General features: G+C 66.6%; 15 protein-coding genes. 5 read left to right on the forward strand and 10 right to left on the reverse strand.

Annotation, left to right across the window (positions count from 1 at the left end):
* Positions 1-74: 74 nt before the first annotated feature.
* The gene (locus J7495_RS00735; protein ID WP_294054149.1) at positions 75-2,120 is read right to left on the reverse strand and encodes a M13 family metallopeptidase; all 2,046 of its coding nucleotides are present in this window, start codon (positions 2,118-2,120) and stop codon (positions 75-77) included.
* Between the two features lie 216 nt (positions 2,121-2,336).
* On the opposite strand from J7495_RS00735, the gene J7495_RS00740 reads away from it, so the two are divergent.
* The gene (locus tag J7495_RS00740) at positions 2,337-2,990 is read left to right on the forward strand and encodes a helix-turn-helix transcriptional regulator (RefSeq protein WP_294054150.1); all 654 of its coding nucleotides are present in this window, start codon (positions 2,337-2,339) and stop codon (positions 2,988-2,990) included.
* Entirely contained in the window at positions 2,971-3,177 is a 207-nt protein-coding gene (locus J7495_RS00745) for a hypothetical protein (RefSeq protein ID WP_294054151.1), read from the forward strand. Before J7495_RS00740 ends, J7495_RS00745 begins: the two co-directional genes overlap by 20 nt.
* A gap of 72 nt (positions 3,178-3,249) precedes the next feature.
* Here J7495_RS00745 and glnA read toward each other — a convergent pair whose 3' ends face one another.
* Entirely contained in the window at positions 3,250-4,662 is a 1,413-nt protein-coding gene (gene glnA, locus J7495_RS00750) for a type I glutamate--ammonia ligase (protein WP_294054152.1), read from the reverse strand.
* Positions 4,663-4,756: 94 nt separating this feature from the next.
* A complete protein-coding gene (locus J7495_RS00755; protein ID WP_294054153.1) occupies positions 4,757-5,095 on the reverse strand; it encodes a P-II family nitrogen regulator in 339 nt (112 codons plus the stop codon).
* A gap of 864 nt (positions 5,096-5,959) precedes the next feature.
* Between J7495_RS00755 and J7495_RS00760 the strand changes: the two genes are divergently transcribed.
* Positions 5,960-6,202: a hypothetical protein gene (locus J7495_RS00760; protein ID WP_294054154.1), complete on the forward strand. Its 243-nt coding sequence runs from the start codon at positions 5,960-5,962 to the stop codon at positions 6,200-6,202.
* Position 6,203: 1 nt separating this feature from the next.
* Here the strand turns inward: J7495_RS00760 and map are convergent, their stop codons facing one another.
* Complete coding sequence (map, locus tag J7495_RS00765; protein WP_294054155.1) at positions 6,204-7,028, reverse strand: type I methionyl aminopeptidase; 825 nt, start codon at positions 7,026-7,028, stop codon at positions 6,204-6,206.
* A 55-nt stretch (positions 7,029-7,083) separates the two neighbouring features.
* Here map and J7495_RS00770 point away from each other — a divergent pair, with 55 nt between their 5' ends.
* Positions 7,084-7,845, forward strand: a complete 762-nt coding sequence (locus J7495_RS00770) for a molybdopterin-binding protein (protein ID WP_294054156.1) — start codon at positions 7,084-7,086, stop codon at positions 7,843-7,845.
* A 151-nt stretch (positions 7,846-7,996) separates the two neighbouring features.
* Here J7495_RS00770 and J7495_RS00775 read toward each other — a convergent pair whose 3' ends face one another.
* Complete coding sequence (locus tag J7495_RS00775) at positions 7,997-10,567, reverse strand: TonB-dependent receptor (RefSeq protein ID WP_294054157.1); 2,571 nt, start codon at positions 10,565-10,567, stop codon at positions 7,997-7,999.
* A gap of 144 nt (positions 10,568-10,711) precedes the next feature.
* The gene (locus tag J7495_RS00780) at positions 10,712-12,301 is read right to left on the reverse strand and encodes a sulfotransferase (RefSeq protein WP_294054158.1); all 1,590 of its coding nucleotides are present in this window, start codon (positions 12,299-12,301) and stop codon (positions 10,712-10,714) included.
* A 415-nt stretch (positions 12,302-12,716) separates the two neighbouring features.
* On the opposite strand from J7495_RS00780, the gene J7495_RS00785 reads away from it, so the two are divergent.
* Positions 12,717-14,015 carry an amino acid permease gene (locus J7495_RS00785; protein WP_294054159.1) on the forward strand — a complete coding sequence of 433 codons (1,299 nt, stop codon included), beginning with the start codon at positions 12,717-12,719 and terminating at the stop codon, positions 14,013-14,015.
* Here the strand turns inward: J7495_RS00785 and J7495_RS00790 are convergent.
* The 4 genes from J7495_RS00790 to J7495_RS00805 are packed head-to-tail and all read right to left on the reverse strand — an operon-like array spanning position 13,968 to position 17,430.
* Entirely contained in the window at positions 13,968-15,584 is a 1,617-nt protein-coding gene (locus tag J7495_RS00790) for an NAD(P)/FAD-dependent oxidoreductase (RefSeq protein ID WP_294054160.1), read from the reverse strand. The two genes, J7495_RS00785 and J7495_RS00790, sit on opposite strands and share 48 nt — an antisense overlap.
* Positions 15,581-15,931 (reverse strand): type II toxin-antitoxin system RelE/ParE family toxin, encoded by a 351-nt coding sequence (locus J7495_RS00795; RefSeq protein ID WP_294054161.1) that lies wholly within the window; start codon positions 15,929-15,931, stop codon positions 15,581-15,583. The genes J7495_RS00790 and J7495_RS00795 overlap by 4 nt, the downstream gene beginning before the upstream one ends.
* The gene (locus J7495_RS00800; RefSeq protein ID WP_294054162.1) at positions 15,928-16,206 is read right to left on the reverse strand and encodes a type II toxin-antitoxin system Phd/YefM family antitoxin; all 279 of its coding nucleotides are present in this window, start codon (positions 16,204-16,206) and stop codon (positions 15,928-15,930) included. Before J7495_RS00800 ends, J7495_RS00795 begins: the two co-directional genes overlap by 4 nt.
* A gap of 48 nt (positions 16,207-16,254) precedes the next feature.
* Positions 16,255-17,430, reverse strand: a complete 1,176-nt coding sequence (locus J7495_RS00805; RefSeq protein ID WP_294054163.1) for an aromatic ring-hydroxylating dioxygenase subunit alpha — start codon at positions 17,428-17,430, stop codon at positions 16,255-16,257.
* Positions 17,431-17,443 lie beyond the last annotated feature (13 nt).

Raw genomic sequence — 17,443 nt, forward strand, 5'->3', positions numbered from 1 at the left:
GTTACGGAGGACATCGCGCGTGGCCCTGGGTCCCGGCTTTCGCCGGGATGACGGTTGGGACTTAATCTGACTCCCTACCAGACGTGCACGCGCTCCGCAGGCGCGATCCAGAGCTTGTCGCCTTCCTTCACCCCGAATGCCGCAACCCATTCGTCCATGTTGCGGACGATCCCGTTCACCCGGAATTCCTCGGGGCTGTGCGGGTTGGAGAGCAGTTGCGAGCGCAGCGAATCCTCGCGCGCCTTGCCCTGCCAGCTCTGCGCATAGGCGATAAAGAAGCGCTGGTCGCCGGTATAGCCGTCGATCACCGCGGGCTCGCCGTGGCGCGCGACGTAGCGGCGATAGGCGGCATAGGCGACTTCGAGCCCGCCGAGGTCCGCCAGGTTCTCGCCGAGCGTCAGCTGGCCCTTGATGTGGACCCCCGGGATCGGCTCATAGCTGTCGAACTGCTTGACCAGCGCCTGGGCATGCGCGGTGTAGCGATCGGCGGCGTCCTTGGTCCACCAGTCGCGCAGCTTGCCCGCGGCGTCGTACTGGCGGCCCTCGTCGTCGAAGCCATGGCCCATCTCATGGCCGATCGTCGCGCCCGTCTCGCCATAGTTGACCGCGGGATCAGCGGCGGGATCGAAGAAGGGCGGCTGGAGCTGCGCGGCGGGGAAGGTCACCTGGTTGAGCACCGGGTTGTAATAGGCGTTCACCGTCTGCGGGGTCATGTCCCACAGTTCGCGGTCGACCGGCTTGTCGAGGCGCGAGAGCGCGAGGTTCCACTCGAACCGGTCCGACGCCATGTCGTTGGCGAGCGGATCGGTGCGGCTCACCTGGAACGCGGAATAGTCGATGTACTTCACCGGGTGGCCGAGGCGTGGCTCGAAGCTGGCGAGCTTGGCGAGCGCTTCCTTGCGCGTCGGCTCGTCCATCCACGCCGCGCCCTTGATCTTCTCGGCATAGGCGGCGCGCAGGTCCTCGACGAGCTCCTTGGCGAGCGCATCGGCGTCGGGTTTCCAGTGCCGGTCAGCGTAGATCTTGCCGATCGCTTCGCCGAGGTTGGCATCGAGCATGCGGACGCCGCGCTTCCAGCGGGGCGCCTGCGACGGCACGCCGGCGAGCGTCTTCGAATAGAAGCCGAAGCGCGCATCGTCGAACGCCTTGGGCAGGAAGGTGGCGTGGTCGCTGATGAAGTGGAAGGCCAGCCAGTCCTTCCAGGTCGCGAGCGGCACGTCGGCAAGGCGCTTGCCCGCGGCGGCGACGGCGCTCTTCTCGCGCACCACCACCGTCGGCATCTTGCCGAGCCCGACATGCTCGAGCGTCGCGGTCCATTCGAACTGCGGCGCGAAGGCCGCGAGCTGGGCGCGGCTCATCGGATTGTAGGTCGCCTGCGGGTCGCGCTGCTGCTCGGGCGTCCACTGGTCCCTGGCGATGCTCGTCTCGAGCGCGAGGATCGCATCGGCCTTGGCATCGCCGCCGGGGATGCCGGCCAGCGCGAACATCGTCGCGACATAGGCGCGATAGGCCTTGCGATAGGCGTCGTACTTCTCGCCGGGGAGGAGGTAATAGTCGCGCGTCGGCAGGCCGAGGCGCGACTGGCCGGCGAGCACGGTATAGTGCGTCGGGTCCTTCTCGTCGGCGTCGACGCCGATGCCGACCGGCGAGGCATAGCCCGGCTCGGCCATCAGCATCACGAGGTCGTGGCGCGTCTTCACGCCGTCGATCCGCGCGAGATAGGGCCCGAGCGGGGCGAGCCCGCGTGCCTCGATCCCGGCCTCGTCCATCCAGGCGGCGTAGAAGTCGCCGACCTGGTGCATCACCGGGTCGCCGGGGTTCGCGCCGATGCCCTCGACGAGCGCGCGGACCTCGATCTCAGTCTCGTCGGGCAGGTCGTAATTGTAGCCGGCGCGCGACTTGTCCGCGGCGATCTCGGTGTTCTTGAGCCAGCTGCCCTCGGCGTAGCGGAAGAAATCGTCGCCGGGCTTCACCGACTTGTCCATCGAGCCGTAGTCGACGCCCCAGGTGCCGTATCTGGGCTTGGGCGCGGCGGTAGGGTCGGCCGAGGGAACGGACTGGGCGAGAGCGGCCGAGGACACGCCGAGCAGCAGCGCGAGACCGAGAGTTTTGAGATGCATGGATGGAACCTCCGGAAATGCCGCCGACGCTAGCACTCGCGCGATGCGGCGAGCAATTGAGCGCTTTCGCAAGTGGGACGAATTGGTGCGTCGCGATAACTTGGTCCGTTTCGGGCGCAACCCCGGTCGAGCCGGCTGCCGATATTGCTAGCCTTCAGGTTCGACCGTTCCGACGTGAGCGGGCCGGCAGGAAGTCGTCGTGCGGGGGCAATGTCAATGTCCGAGATGAAGGAGCGGATTGAAACGCTCAGTCCGCGGCAGCTCGAGATTCTGCGTTATGTCGCGGCGCGATTGAGCAGCAAGGAGATTGCCCAGCGGCTTGGCGTGAGCCCCGCGACCGTCGACAGCCATGTTGCGGCCGCGGTGCAGCGGATGGGGGTCACCTCAAGACGCGAGGCGGCCAATGCGCTGCTTCGCTGGGAAGGCGATGCGCTACCCTCCACCACCTTCGAGGGCCACCATGGTGGAGACCCTGGTGAGAATTCGCTACCCAATCCCGAACCATTGCCCGACGTTGACGGGTGGTCCATTCGAAGGGGCGAGGGTAGCGAGGGCGGAGTTCCACCTCCGTCTGCGCCACCCTCTTCGGGGCGCGGAGGAATGGGCGCGGTCGTCCTGCGATATTTGCTCGACGGCTTCTATATTAGCCTGTTCTTCGCCGTCATGTCGGCGGTCGCGCTGGGCGCACATCTGGTGCTGGTGCAATGCGAACACAGTCGGATCGATCCGGTCGTGCTCTTCATCCTTCGAGGGGTCAGCTATGTGCTGGCGGGTCTCGACGGCGTCGGCGTGATATCGGCCACGGGCTTGCTGATCTATCGCTTCGTCCGCGCCGTCATGAGGTCGGACGATGACGATGAAAAAGATTAATGAGGTCGGTGTCGGCCGCGCGCGCGATACGATCGGACAGATGGCCCGCCAGGAGTTTTGGGTCGTTGCCAAGTCCTTCTTTGCGCCGGTGTACGGCACGATATTGGTGCTCAGGCAACTCATGCGGTGGACCAATCGCATCGACGAACGTCCGCGTCGCTACGAGCAAATCTCTCCGGCCGAATGATCTTCAAAAATGCAAAAGGGCGTCCGGACCGCAGTCCGGACGCCCCTTCGAATGCAGTGCCGATCGACGCGATCAGCTGCTGTAGTACATGTCGTACTCGACCGGGCTCGGGGTCATCTCCCAGCGGGCGACGTCCTCGTACTTGAGCTCGATGTAGGCTTCGATCTGGTCGCGGGTGAAGACGTCGCCCTTGAGCAGGAAGTCCATGTCCGCGGTCAGCGCCTCGAGCGCTTCGCGCAGCGAGCCGCACACCGTCGGCACCTGCGAGAGCTCGGCCGGCGGCAGGTCGTACAGGTTCTTGTCCATCGGGTCGCCCGGATGGATGCGGTTCTGGATGCCGTCGAGGCCAGCCATCAGCAGCGCGGCATAGGCGAGGTACGGGTTCGCCATCGCGTCCGGGAAGCGGAACTCGACGCGCTTCGCCTTGGCGCCCGCGCCATAGGGGATGCGGCACGAGGCCGAGCGGTTGCGCGACGAATAGGCCAGCAGCACCGGCGCCTCGTACCCCGGCACCAGCCGCTTGTAGCTGTTGGTGGTCGGGTTGGTGAAGGCGTTGAGCGCCTTGGCGTGCTTGATGACGCCGCCGATGTAGTAGAGGCACATCTCGCTCAGGCCCGCATAGCCGTTGCCCGCGAACAGCGGCGTGCCGGCGTTCCAGATCGACATGTGGGTGTGCATGCCCGAGCCGTTGTCCTCCTTGATCGGCTTGGGCATGAAGGTGACCGACTTGCCATAGGCGTTGGCGACCATCCAGCAGACGTACTTGTAGATCTGCATGCGGTCGGCGGTCTCGACGAGCGTGCCGAAGGTGAGGCCGAGCTCGTGCTGCGCGGCGGCCACCTCGTGGTGGTGCTTGTCGCAGGGGAGGCCCATCTCCATCATCGTCGAGACCATCTCGCCGCGGATGTCGGTGGCGCTGTCGACCGGCGCGACCGGGAAATAGCCGCCCTTGGCACGTGGGCGGTGGCCAAGGTTGCCCGCCTCATAGCTGGTGCCGGTGTTGGTCGGCAGCTCGATGTCGTTGATCGAGTAGTAGCTGGTCGCGTAGCTCGTCTCGAACTTCACGTCGTCGAACATGAAGAACTCGGCCTCGGGGCCGACATAGACGGTGTCGCCCAGGCCGGTCGCCTTGAGGTAGGCCTCGGCGCGCTTGGCGGTCGAGCGCGGGTCGCGGGCATAGAGCTCGCCGGTCGACGGCTCGACGATGTCGCAGAAGACGATCAGCATCGGCGTCGCCGAGAAGGGATCGACATAGACGGCGTCGAGGTCCGGCTTGAGGATCATGTCGGACTCGTTGATCGCCTTCCAGCCCGCGATCGACGACCCGTCGAACATCAGGCCGTCGGTGAGCTCGTCCTCGCCGATCACCTTCGACACCATGGTGAGGTGCTGCCACTTGCCCTTGGGATCGGTGAACCGAAGATCGACCCACTCGATCTCCTGGTCCTTGATCATCTTGAGGACGTCACTGGCCGAATTCGCCATTCCTATGCCCTTTCCCTTTCGTTCAATTGCCCCCCGAATCGGGCAATGAAATTTCAGACTCGCGACCTGACCATCCAAAAATTGCTGCGATGCGTCAAATGGCGTTTTCGTTACGCTCGCCGGTGCGGATGCGCAGCGCGGTCTCGACCGGCATGACGAAGATCTTGCCGTCGCCGATGCGCCCGGTGGCGGCCGCGGCGGCCACCGCCTCGACCACGCGCTCGGCGAGCGCATCCTCGACCACGACCTCGAGCTTCACCTTGGGCAGGAAGTCGACGACATATTCGGCGCCGCGGTAAAGCTCGGTGTGTCCCTTCTGGCGGCCGAAGCCCTTGGCCTCGGTAACGGTGATGCCCGAGACGCCGACTTCGTGCAGCGCCTCCTTCACCTCATCAAGCTTGAACGGCTTGATGATGGCCTCGATCTTCTTCACGCTATCCTATCCTTCGCTTTGATGAGAGCCCCTGCGGCGCCACTGGCAACAAGCGTGCCAGAGCGGGACTCACGCTAATCCTTGGGAGGGCGCGGGCGCAACGGTTAACGCGTGCCTAGAATTTGGGCAGCAATGCGGCGCCTGCCTGATCGGGGGGCAGGGCCGCGGTCGGCGCGGCGGGGAGTTTCTCACGATGGTCTTCAGGCCATTTCCGAATTTGTTGCGCTTGGTGCGCCGAGGCACAGCGCGTAAAGTGCGGCATCTCAGGAAGGCGGCGGGGCAAGCACTCTCCATGCGCTGGGCGCGTGTGGAAAGGTGATGTCGCGCGCAATCTTGGAAATTCATTAAAAATTAGAACAATTTCCGAGTCGAAGCGAATTGACACAAGAATAGTTTCGTGGCGTATCGGAGATAATTCGAATCCAATCGGAAATATATGGGGAGCAATTCGAGATCTTCGGAGCGCTTAATCGATATATCGTCGCTGATCATAATGAAGTTTTGATTGTTTGATTTTATACTATGGGATTCATGTCGCGGCTTTCACGGGGCGACCCCCGGGGCCGGGCATGGGCCAAGCTGGCGCCGCGGGGACCCGCCCTCACTCTCGCCCGCGACGCCCTAGTCAGCGCCACACCCCCCGGCGCTGCAAACGCGCCCGTCGATCGCCCTCCCGGCGGCGATCGGCGGGCGTAGGGCGTTTCACGGTCTTCAGGTCACCCTCTTCAAGGTCGACGGCAAGTCGCGGCGACTGCTCGCGATTTTCTGCGCGACTGGTTCTAGGATGTGGAACGGCATCCGTTTCGCTTCGTTTCCTGCATGAGAGTGCAGGAGTCGAGGGCGGTCGTGAAACGGGCGTTCAGGATGGATACGCCGGCGGAGATCCACCGGGCGCTGGGCCTGGAGGAAGCCGAGGAGCGCGGCGTGTGGGAAGTGGTGGTCGCGCGCGGGCCGCTGGTGATCATGGCGCACGGCCTGGTCGCGATCGATCCCGATGGCGATGCCGGCTGCTGGATCACCAGCGCCGAGGGCTCGCTGACTCCGCGCCAAGCCAGCGCGGCACTGCTCGACTGGGAGCGGCCGCCGCGGCGCCTGGTGGCATCGTAAGTCAGTAGGGCGGGCGGTCGAGGCCCTTGGGGCTCTTGGTGAAGATCTCGCAGCCGTCTTCGGTGATCCCGATCGAATGCTCGAACTGCGCCGAGAGCGAGCGGTCGCGCGTGACCGCGGTCCAGCCGTCGTCGAGCAGCTTCACGTCGGGACGGCCGATGTTGATCATCGGCTCGATCGTGAAGAACATACCCGGCCTGAGCTCGGGCCCGGTGCCCGGGCGGCCGACGTGGACGACCTCGGGCGCGTCGTGGAAGACCTGGCCGAGCCCATGCCCGCAGAAATCGCGGACCACGCCGAAGCGGTGCGCCTCGGCATGGCGCTGGATCGCGTGGCTGATGTCGCCGAGGTGGTTGCCGGGCCTGGCCTGCTCGATCCCGAGCATCAGCGACTCATAGGTGACGTCGACGAGGCGGCGCGCCTTGAGCGGCACGTCGCCGACCAGGAACATGCGGCTGGTGTCGCCGTGCCAGCCGTCGACCATCGGCGTCACGTCGATGTTGACGATGTCGCCATCCTTGAGCGTGCGCTCGGAGGGGATGCCGTGGCAGACGACATGGTTGATCGAGATGCAGCAGCTGTGGGTATAGCCGCGATAGCCGAGCGTGGCGGGCACGCCGCCGCCGGCGAAGCTCATCTGGCGGACGATGTCGTCGAGCTCGGCGGTCGACACGCCGGGGCGGACGTGCGGCACCAGCGCGTCGAGGATCTCGGCGGCGAGGCGCCCGGCGCGGCGCATCCCCTCGAAGCCTTCGGGCCCGTGGAGCTTGATCGCGCCGGTGCGCACGAGCGGCGTCTCGCCGGTGACGGCAACATATTCGGTCATCGCCGCGATATAGGCGTTTGCGCAGGGCTTTGCGAGTAGCTACGGATTCGCCGCAATGGCTGAGGAGCGGATCTGGACGGCGGCGCTGGTGGTGATCGGCGACGAGATTCTCTCGGGCCGCACCCAGGACCGGAACGTCGCGCAGCTCGCCACCTGGCTCAACGCGCAGGGCATCCGCCTCGCCGAGGTGCGGATCGTGCCCGACGTGGAGGCGGCGATCGTCGAGGCGCTGAATGCGCTGCGCATCCGCAACGACTATTGCTTCACCACCGGCGGGATCGGGCCGACGCACGACGACATCACGGTGGACGCGGTGGCGGCGGCGCTGGGCGTCCCCGTGGTGATCCACCCCGAGGCGCGCGCTGCGCTGGAGCGCTATTACGAGACGCGCGGCGGGATCACCGACACGCGGCTCAGGATGGCGCGCGTGCCCGAGGGCGCCGAGCTGATCCCCAACCGCATGTCGGGTGCGCCGGGGATCCGGGTGGGCGACCGTCTCTTTGTCCTCGCAGGGGTGCCGCATATCGCCGCGCAGATGCTCGACGCGCTGACCGGCACGCTCGAGGGCGGGTTGCCCTTGGTGTCGCACACCGTGGGCTGCTGGGTGCCCGAGAGCGAGATCGCCGAGCTGCTCGCGCGGACCGAGCGCGCGTTCGAGGGCGTGGCGATCGGCAGCTATCCGCTGTTCCGCGAAGGCAGGGTGGGGGCGAACTTCGTGATCCGCGCGACGTCGCAGGCGGTGGTGGATGCGTGCGCGGCGGCGTTGACGGCGGCGCTGGTCGAGGCCGGGCGCGAGGCGGTGGACGGGGGAATCTGAGCCCAAGACCGTCATCCCGGCTTTCGCCGGGATGACGGTTGAACTCGGAAAATGAGCACGCCCCGACCGTGGTTCCCCTCCCGCAAGCAAGCGGGAGGGGAACTGGGAGCGGCCGCCCTCGTATCCCCCCGCGGGGGCGCTCAGAACTGGCTCAGAACTCGGTGCCGGCGCGGACCCCGAAGGTGCGCGGGCGGACGTAGACGATATAGGGCCGCTGGCCACAGCTTCCGCATTCCTCGAAGCGCGAAAGCTGGCCGCGCTCGTCCCAGACATTGCTGACGAAGGCCTCCAGCGAGACCTTGCCGATGTCCGCACCGAAGGCGAGGTCGAGCGTGGTGAAGGGCTGGAGCCGGCCCGACGCCGCGGCCGGATTGTAGTAGCTCGTCGGGTCCGCGGCGATGGCGGGATCGGTCGGGTCGTGCAGCGCGAGGATGAACACCTTGCTGCGCAGGTCCGACGCTGCCGAGCCCTGATAGGCGAGCACGCCCTGGGCGTGGAGCTTGGTCGGCCCCGTATCCCATTCGTAGCGCGCGGTCGCACTCGCCTTGAACTTGGGCGTGATCGGCAGGCGCGTGCCCGCGACCGCCGAGATATAGTTGATCTCGCCGCCCGGCCCCGTCGCCGTGCAGGCCAGCGTCGGGTCGTCATAGCCGCAGAGGTTCCGCCGCGTCTTCGCATCGGTGTAGGAGCCCGACGCGGTGAGGGTGAAGCCGCCGGCGTGGTAGTTGGTGTCGAGCTCGATGCCGCGGATGCGGGCGTCGGGGCCGTTGTGGATCTCGGTGAAGCTGTTCTGGCCGAGGAAGGAGAATTGGAACTTCTTCCAATCCTCCTGGTAGATCGCGCCGTTGAAGCGGAAGCCGGGCGCCAGCGTGGTCTTCCAGCCGATCTCGTAGTTGGTCAGGAAATCTGCCTGATAGGGTTGGATCGTCGCGCGCCGGTTGATGCCGCCGGGGCGGTAGCCGCGCGACCAGGTGGCGTAGAGGAGATAGTTGTCGGCGGGCTTCCAGGTGAGGTTCAGGCGATGGAGGAAGCCGGTATCCTTGGTGCGCTTGGGCACGGCCTTGCCGTTCACCACGTCGGCGAGGTTGGTGCATGGGCTGCCGTCGACCGTGGCGGGGAGCAGCGCCTCGGTGCGGCCCTGCAACTGCGCGTCGCGCAGCGTCAGCCCCTCGGTGGTGTAGCAGCCGCCGACGCCGGTGAACGTGCTCCACACCGGGTTGGGCACCGTCGCCTTGGTGATCTGGTTGAACGCCGGATCGCGGCCGAAGCCGAAGAAGCCGATCAGCGAATTGTCGTATTTGTAGAGCCGCCCGCCCGCGGTGAGCGTCAGGTTCGGCGTGAAGTCGTAGCTCGCCTCGCCGAACGCGGCATAGTCCTTGTCGACGCGGTGCTGCTGGGTGAGCCACAGCGTGCCGGGGATGCCGTTCACCGACAGCTCGGGGGCGAGGTTGGCGACGCGATAGTCCTGGTGGATCGCGTTGCTCTGCCGCTGGAAGAACAGGCCGGCGACGATGCGGAACGGCGCGTCCGCTGGCGAAGCGAGGCGGAGCTCCTGGCTCATCTTCTTGAAATGGTCGGTGCCCAGCACGTTCTGGCGGGGATCGATCGTGTTGCCCGAGGCATTGAGGAAATATTGGTAGCCCGCGATGCCTCCGACCGAGGAATAGAGCTGGTCATAGGCCTCTGCATAGTCGGTATAGTCGCTCGACGAGCTGTCCTTGCGGTCGAGATACGCACCGGCATAGGTAACATCCCAGCTGCCGATCTTGCCCTCGATGGTGAGCGCGCCCTGGACGAAACGGTCCTTGCGCCATTCGGGGTAGAAATGCTGGACCTTGAGGTCGCCGAGGCTGGGGTCGCTGCCGAAGAAGCCGTGGCTGCGCGAGTCCTGGTAGAGCACGGTGGGCGTGACGGTCCAGTTTTCGTCGAGGTCGACCTTCAGCGCGGCGCGGCCGCCCCAGGTCTCGACGTCGTTGTAGTTCTTCTCGACATAGGCGTTGTTGTTGACCGTGATCCCGCCCAGGAAGCTGCGCGTGCCGGGCACATTGTCGATGAAGCCCGCGTCCTTCTGGTAGAAGCCGACGACGCGCAGCGCGACCGACTCGCTGAACGGCGTGTTGATCACGCCTTCCAGCCGGCCGCCGATCCCGCCCTTGTTCACGGCGTTCACTTCGCCGTCGACGCGGCCGTAGAAACCCGAGGCGTCGGGCTTGTTGGTGATGATGCGGATCGTGCCCGCCTCGGACGAAGCGCCGTAGAGCGTTCCCTGCGGTCCCGAGAGGCTCTCGATCCGGGCGACGTCGTAGATATGGATGTCGAGCGTGCCGCCGATCGTCGTTACCGGCTGCTCGTCGAGATAGGTGCCGACCTGCGGCAGCGAGCCCGAGTGGTTGCCCTCGGCGCCGCCCGCGGTCGCGGCGACGCCGCGCATATACACCGTCGTCACGCCCGGCTGGACGGTGAGGAAGCTGACCGACGAGAGCTGCTTCGTGTAATCCTGGAAGTTGGTGATGTTGAGCTCGTCGAGCTTCTCGGTGCCCAGCGCCTTGATGCTGATCGGCACGTCCTGGAGGTTTTCCTCGCGTTTCTGCGCGGTGACGATGATCTCGTCGCCGTCGCTGCCGGCGGCCGTCGCGGTATCGTCCTGGGCAAGGGCGGGGGTGGCGAAGGCCGCCGACGCGAGCAGCGCGGCGATCAGCGCACTGCGGGACGAGATCTTCATGCGAGCGTCTCCCGGCAAGAGAATTACGCCCGGGAGACTGTTCGCGCCCGAAAGGATCGTCAATTGTTGCACGAGTGTTCAAAACACTTCGCACGTGCAGCGTGACAGTTTTGCAACGCTTGCGTGACGATCCCCGGAAAATGCTCAGAAATCAGGCACTGAGGGATAGTTGCTGAGCACATCGCCAAGCGCGACCTTGAGTGGGTCGAGCCAGGGCTCGAAAGGTTGCCACGCTTCGGTGCCTTCGCGGAAGATCGGCTGGCGGACCTGCTCGGAAGAGGGCGTGCGCACCGCGCGCTCGGTCTTGTGGAACTCGAGGCAGGCGGGCTCGAAGGCCAGCCCCATCGCGGCGAGCAGCGCGCGGACCTCCGCCTCGGTATCCTCGACCATCGCCTCGTAGAAGACGCGGTGGACCAGCCCCGGACGCACCGCGTCGACATGCGCCATCAGTCGCACATAGTCGCGGTAGTAGCGGCCCATGTCGTCGAGGGCATAGCTGAACCCCTGGCCGCGGGCGAAATGCTGCTTGAAGTTGGAGAAGCAGCAGCCGAGCGGATGGCGGCGCGCATCGATGATCTTCGCGCGCGGCAGGATCAGGTGGATCAGCGGGAGGTGCGCCCAATTATTGGGCAGCTTGTCGATGAAATAGGGCCGGTCGGTCTGGCGCTGGACCGCGGCGCGGCGGAGATACTCCTCGCCCATCGCGCGCAGCTCGCCGGGCGGAAGCGCCGCGGCGCCCGCGGGATAGTCCTCGATTCGCCGCGCGAGCATCGGCGCTTCGGCGAGCTCGGTGGTGCCTTCGACCTGGCTGTGGCTCGACAGGATCTGCTCGATCAGCGTCGAGCCCGCGCGCGGCATGCCGAGGATGAAGATCGGGTCGGGCGCGGGGCAGCCCTGGCCGGCGCGCGCGTCGAGGAAGTCGCGCGTGAAGGTGGCGATCGAGCGGTCGACGAAGGCCTGGGTCTCGTCGGGCTCGTAGCGGACCCTGGTGCGGCGGAGGCGATTGCCGGCATCATAGTGGCGGAAGGCGGCTTCGGCCTGGCGGCGGTCCTCCAGCGCCTTGCCGAGCGCAAAGTCGAGGTGGAAACGATCTTCGTCGGAAAGGTCGGCGCGGGCGAGGCCGGCCTCCATCGCGGCGAGGTCGGCATCGTCGAACTTCACGGTCTTGAGGTTGGCGAGGCTCCACCACGCCTCGCCGAGCGCGGGGGCCAGCGCGATCGCTCGGCGATAGGCCGCGACGCCCTCGGCGAGGCGGCCGACGGTCTTGAGCATATGGCCGAAGCTCATCCAGACGCGCGGCTGGTCGGGCGCGGACTCGAGTACCGCCTCGTAGAGCGCGATCGCCTCGTCGAAGCCGCCGATCCGGCCGAGCGCGGCGGCCTTGAGGTTGGCGTGGCCGACATTGTCGGGGTCCTCGCCGAGCACGCGGTCGAGCTCGTCGAGCGCTTCGGACGGGCGGTTGAGGCGATAGAGCACGAGCGCGAGGTTGGCGCGCGCCGCGGTGAAGCCGGGCGAAAGCTCGATTGCGCGGCGGAGCAGGTTCTCGGCATCCTTGTAGCGGCCGATCCGCCCGGCGAGCTCGGCGAGCATGCGGATCGCGGCGACGTCGAACGGGTCGGCCTTGAGGTGCTGCTTGAGCAAGGGCTCGGCGTCGTGGAGCCGGTTGTCGTAGAGCGCGAGCGCGGCTTCCATCAGGCGCGGGTGATAGGACGCGGGGAGGGCGGCGGATTGCATCGTCGACGTGCTAGAGCGAAACGATCTCGATTGGAATCGTCATCCCGGCGAAAGCCGGGACCCAGGGCAGCGAGCGATGTCCTGCTTGGCCCTGGGTCCCGGCTTTCGCCGGGATGACGGCCGGGATTTGGCTGAAGCCGGGCGAATGATGAAGCGCCGTTGTTCGAGGCTCAATCGAACGATCTTGATTTTATCCGGAATTACCTCGACCCTGCTGATCTTCCTGAATGATTTGGGGATTCATCATGGACACCATGGCTCTGCTCTTTGCGCTCTTCATGGGATTCTCGCCCGAGTCCACCATTACGGACCGGTGCCCGGAGGGCGGCGGTAACTGTTGATCCGGGGGACCTGCCGGCCGGGCTATCGCATCTTCTGGATTCGTGGTTCACTCCGCCCTTGAGGGGGAGCAGCCATGACGACAGACAAGCGGCCGTTCGGATTCTGGACCGCCACCGCGCTGGTCGTGGGCGGGATGATCGGATCGGGCATCTTCATGATGCCGGCCGCGCTTGCGCCGTTCGGCTGGACGGGAAGCGTCGCCTGGGTGGTGAGCGTGGTCGGCGCGCTCGCCATCGCCTATACGCTCGGGCGGCTCGCGCAGGAAATGCCGGGGGCGAGCGGCGCGGTGGCGATCGCGGGCGCGGCGCTGGGCGAGCTGCCGGGCGTGCTGATCGGCTGGAGCTATTGGATTTCGGTGTGGTGCGCGAATGCGGCGATCGCGATCGCCGCGGCGAGCTATCTCGCCGCGCTGGTGCCCGCGCTAAACGCCAAACCGCTCACCGGCGCGCTGACGTCGGTCGCGCTGCTGTGGCTGCTGACGCTGCTCAACCTCGCCGGCGCGCGGCGGGCGGGGCAGTTCCAGGTTGTGACCACCATCCTCAAGATCGTGCCGCTTATCGCTGTGGTGGCGATCGCCGCCTGGCTTGGCGCGAGGGGCGGCGCGCAGCTTCCCGCGGTGCCCCCGTCGGCCACGCTGTTCGGTGGGCTGGCGGCGGCAGTGACACTGACGCTATTCCCGCTGGTCGGCTTCGAAGCAGCGGCGATCGCGGCCGAGCGCGTGCAGGAGCCGGGCCGGACCGTGCTGCGCGCCTCGATGGCGGGAACGGCGGTGACCGGGCTGCTCTATATTCTCGTCTGCTCGGCGATCGTGCTGCTGCTGCCGACGACGGCGGTGGCCGAATCGCCGGCGCCCTTCGCGTTGTTCGTCCGCACCTTCTGGGGCGGCGCGGCGTCGGACGCGATCGCGGCGTTTGCGGCGATCGCGGCGATCGGCGCGCTCAACGGCTGGGTGCTGATCCAGGGCGAGGTGCCGCTCGGCATGGCGCGCGCGGGCCTGCTCCCGCGCTGGTTCGCCCGAGTCTCGTCGCGCGACGTGCCCATGCGCGTGCTGCTGCTGTCGTCGGGGCTGGCGAGCGTGCTGATCCTTACCACGTCGAGCCCGAACCTGGGCGGGATCTTCCAGTTCGCGGCGCTGCTGACGACCTGCAGTTCGCTGTGGCTGTACATCGCGATCTGCGCGGCGGCGCTGATGCGGCGCACCGCGGTGCCCGCCGCGCTGGTCGGACTCGCCTTCTCGCTCTTCGCCTTCTACGGCGCGGGCTGGCAGGCGGCGGGGCTCAGCGTGGCGCTGATGCTCACCGCCGTGCCGCTGTACCTGTTCGAGCTACGACGCCCGGCGGAACAGTCCGCCCAGGAAGCTGCGATCCCTTAGGATCTCGTGCGCGGCATTGTGCCCCGGCGCGCCGGTGACGCCGCCACCGGGGTGCGTACCCGATCCGCACATGTAGAGCCCCTTGATCGGGCCGCGATAGTCGCCGTGGCCGAGCATCGGCCGCGCCGACCAGAGCTGGTCGAGCGTCATATGGCCGTGCATGATGTCGCCGCCGATCAGCCCGAACTTGCGCTCGAGGTCGAGCGGCGAATGGATCTGCACGCCGAGGATCGACTTGCGGAAATTGGGCGCGTGCTTCGTCACCGTGTCGATGATCACGTCGGCGGCCTTTTCGCGCTCGTCGTCCCAGCTGCGCCCGTCGGGCAGGGTGGGGGCGAATTGCTGGCAGAAGAGCGAGGCGATGTGCATCCCCGGCGGCGCGAGGGTGTCGTCGACGCTGGTGGGGAGCTTCATCTCGACGATCGGCTCGTCGGACCAGCCCTTGGCCTTCGCGTCGACGAAGGCCTTGTCCATATAGTCGAGCGTCGGCGAGATGATGATGCCGGCGGTGTGGTGCTCGGCCTTCTCGGTACCGGGGAGCACGGTGAAATCGGGCAGTTCGGAGAGCGCGACGTTCATCCGGAAGGTGCCCGATCCGGCCTTGTAGCCGTCCATCCGCCGCGCGAACTCGGGGGCAAGGTCGCTGCGGTCGATCAGCTGGCGGTAGAGCAGCGCGGGGCCGACATTGGCGGCGACGATGTCCGCCGCGATCTCCTCGCCGCTCTCGAGCCGCACGCCCGCGACCTTGCCGCCGTCGACCAGCACCTTGGCGACCGGGCTCTCCAAGCTGATCTCGACGCCGGCCTCGCGCGCGGCCTCGGCCATATATTGGGTGATCGCGCCCATCCCGCCGACGCTGTGGCCCCACATGCCCTTCTTGCCGTTCACTTCGCCGAAGACGTGGTGGAGCAGGACGTATGCCGAGCCCGGCGTGTCGGGGCTGGCATAGTTGCCGACCACCGCGTCGAAGCCGAAGGCGGCCTGGATATAGGGGTTCTCGTACCAGCCCTCGAGGAAGCTGCGCGCGGACTTGACGAACAGGTCCATCACGTCGCGCTGCGCCTCGATGTCCATCCCCGCGAGGCGCCGGCCCTGCGAGGCGGCGGCGAGGAGCGCGCGCAGCCCGCCGCCGGCGTTGGGCGGGGTGCGCAGCGCCATGTCGCGGAGGACTTCGGCGACGCGCTCGAGCGCTTCCTCGTACTTCGGGAAGGTCTCGGCGTCCTTCTGGCTGAAGCGCGCGAACTCGGCCTGGGTGCGCGCCATGCCGCCGCCGAGCTTGAGATAGCCGCCCTCGTGCGGAAAGAAGTTGCTGATCGTCCGCTCGATGATCCGCCAGCCGCGCTCGTGGAGGCGCATGTCCTTGATCACCTTGGGGCGGAGCAGGCTGACCGTGTAGCTCGCGGTCGAGTTGCGGAAGCCGGGGTGGAATTCCTCGGTCACCGCCGCGCCGCCGACGATGCCGCGCCGCTCGAGCACGCGGACCTTCATGCCGGCGCGCGCGAGGTAGAAGGCGCAGACGAGGCCGTTATGGCCCCCGCCGAGGATCAGGGCGTCGTATTTCTGGGTCATTGGTCCTCCGCGCGGGGCATGAGCAAGCGTTGTTGAAGCAGCGCACGCAAGTCGCGGCGGCCGTCGGCAATCAGCTGGACGGTTACCATGGTGCCGGCGACGGTGTAGATCAGGCGGTAAGGCGGGAGGACGAGTTGCCGCACGTTCAACCGCCCGCCCGCCTCGGCTTCCGCGGGAATGCTTCCACGAAGCGGGAAGGTTTCGAGCGAAGCGGCGCGTTCCATCAGGGCATCGATCAGCTTGTTCGCGGCCTCGCGCGCATCATGCTCGACCAGATAATCCCGGATGCCCTGGAGGTCTGCCTCCGCGAGCGCGGTGATCTGGATCGTGTAGCGCTGCTCGGTCATTCGGCCTCGTTCAGTTTCTGCTTCATCTCGGCGAGCACTTCGCGGAATGGCCGCGTCCGCCCCGCAGCGACATCCTGCTGACCCAGCGCGAGCAATTGCAGCAGCGCCAGTGTCTCCTGCGTCTCCTCATAGGATTTGACATCCATCAGCACGGCCTTGGCGCGACCGTTCTGCGTGATGATCACGGGGTTCCGCGTCTCGGCGATCTCGTCGAGGATGCCCGCCGCGTTCGCCTTGATGTCGCTGATCGGCTTGATCTGAGTGGAATAGCGCATGAGAATCTCCGGGCTGAATGTGGACCACATATAGCCTGAATAAGGCCTTCAGTCCACAACCCGGGGCCGCCGCGACCAGCCCGCGGGCGGGGGCACATGCTGCCGCGCCTCGGGGATCGCCTCGCGGATCTTGCGGGCGAAGCTCCTCAGGCACACTTCGCTGCGGCCCAGCGGGCCGACCGCATAGCTCTGCGACGCCATGCCCTTCTGGACGTTGGTGATCAACCAGGTGTCCTCGGCATTGACCATGCGGTTGATCCGCCAGTTTGCGTAGCGGACCAGTTTCATCTCACGCCTGTCATCGGGCAGCGCGAAGGCCATCTCGCGCAGCACGCAGGTCGTCGGCGAGAGCGGCAGCCACTGCATGAAGTCGATCTGGTCCGAATAGATGTCGAACGCCTGGTTGGGCCAGAGCTTGTAGTAGAGCCAGAGCTTCTGGTTTTCCTCCGGCAGGTGCGGCGCATGGGGGAGGTTCCGGCGGTAGAAATCCTCCCAGAGGTTGCCGGGGCGGTCGCTCAGATAGCCCGACATCTTGTCGACCCAGGGCTGCGCCTCGATCGCATAGCTCTTGCCGAACAGCCGGGTGAGCCCAGGGTGCGCGACCGGGATGTGGAGCCCGTCGGAATAATTGTCGCCGACATTCTTCCAGTTCACTGCGCGCGGGCGCAGCCGCACGGGGGAGATCGTCCGCATCTCGTTGAATCGGTACGGATCGATCTCCGCCTCATAGGGTGCCATCATGGCTGCGACCGAAGGGCCACCCGCGTCCTCCAGGCGGACGAAGACGAAGCCGCGCCAGATCTCCACGTCGACCGGCGCGAGGCCGTGCTTCGAAGTGTCCAGCGCGGGATAGTCGGACTTCATCGGCACGCCCGAGAGACGTCCATCGGCCTCATAGGTCCAGGCGTGATAGGGGCAGACGAGCTTCTTCGCACAGCCGACCGGCCCTTCGACCAGCCGCATCGCGCGGTGGCGGCAGACGTTGGTGAAGGCGCGGATCTGGCCGTCGGTGCCGCGGATCGCGATCACGCTTTCACCGATATAGTCGAGCGTGTGATAGTCGCCCGCGCCGGGGATGTCGCTCTCGTGGCAGACGATCTGCCACGAGGGGCGGATCACGCGCGCGACCTCGACTTCGTAATATTCGGGATCGGTGTAGAGCCAGCCGGGCAGGCTGAAATCATCGTCCGGATCGACGTTCGCATCGGCAAAGCTGTGCGCCATGGCCCGGACCCTT

Origin of the sequence: Sphingomonas sp., from assembly GCF_017745215.1 — a bacterium.
GTDB lineage: Bacteria > Pseudomonadota > Alphaproteobacteria > Sphingomonadales > Sphingomonadaceae > Sphingomonas.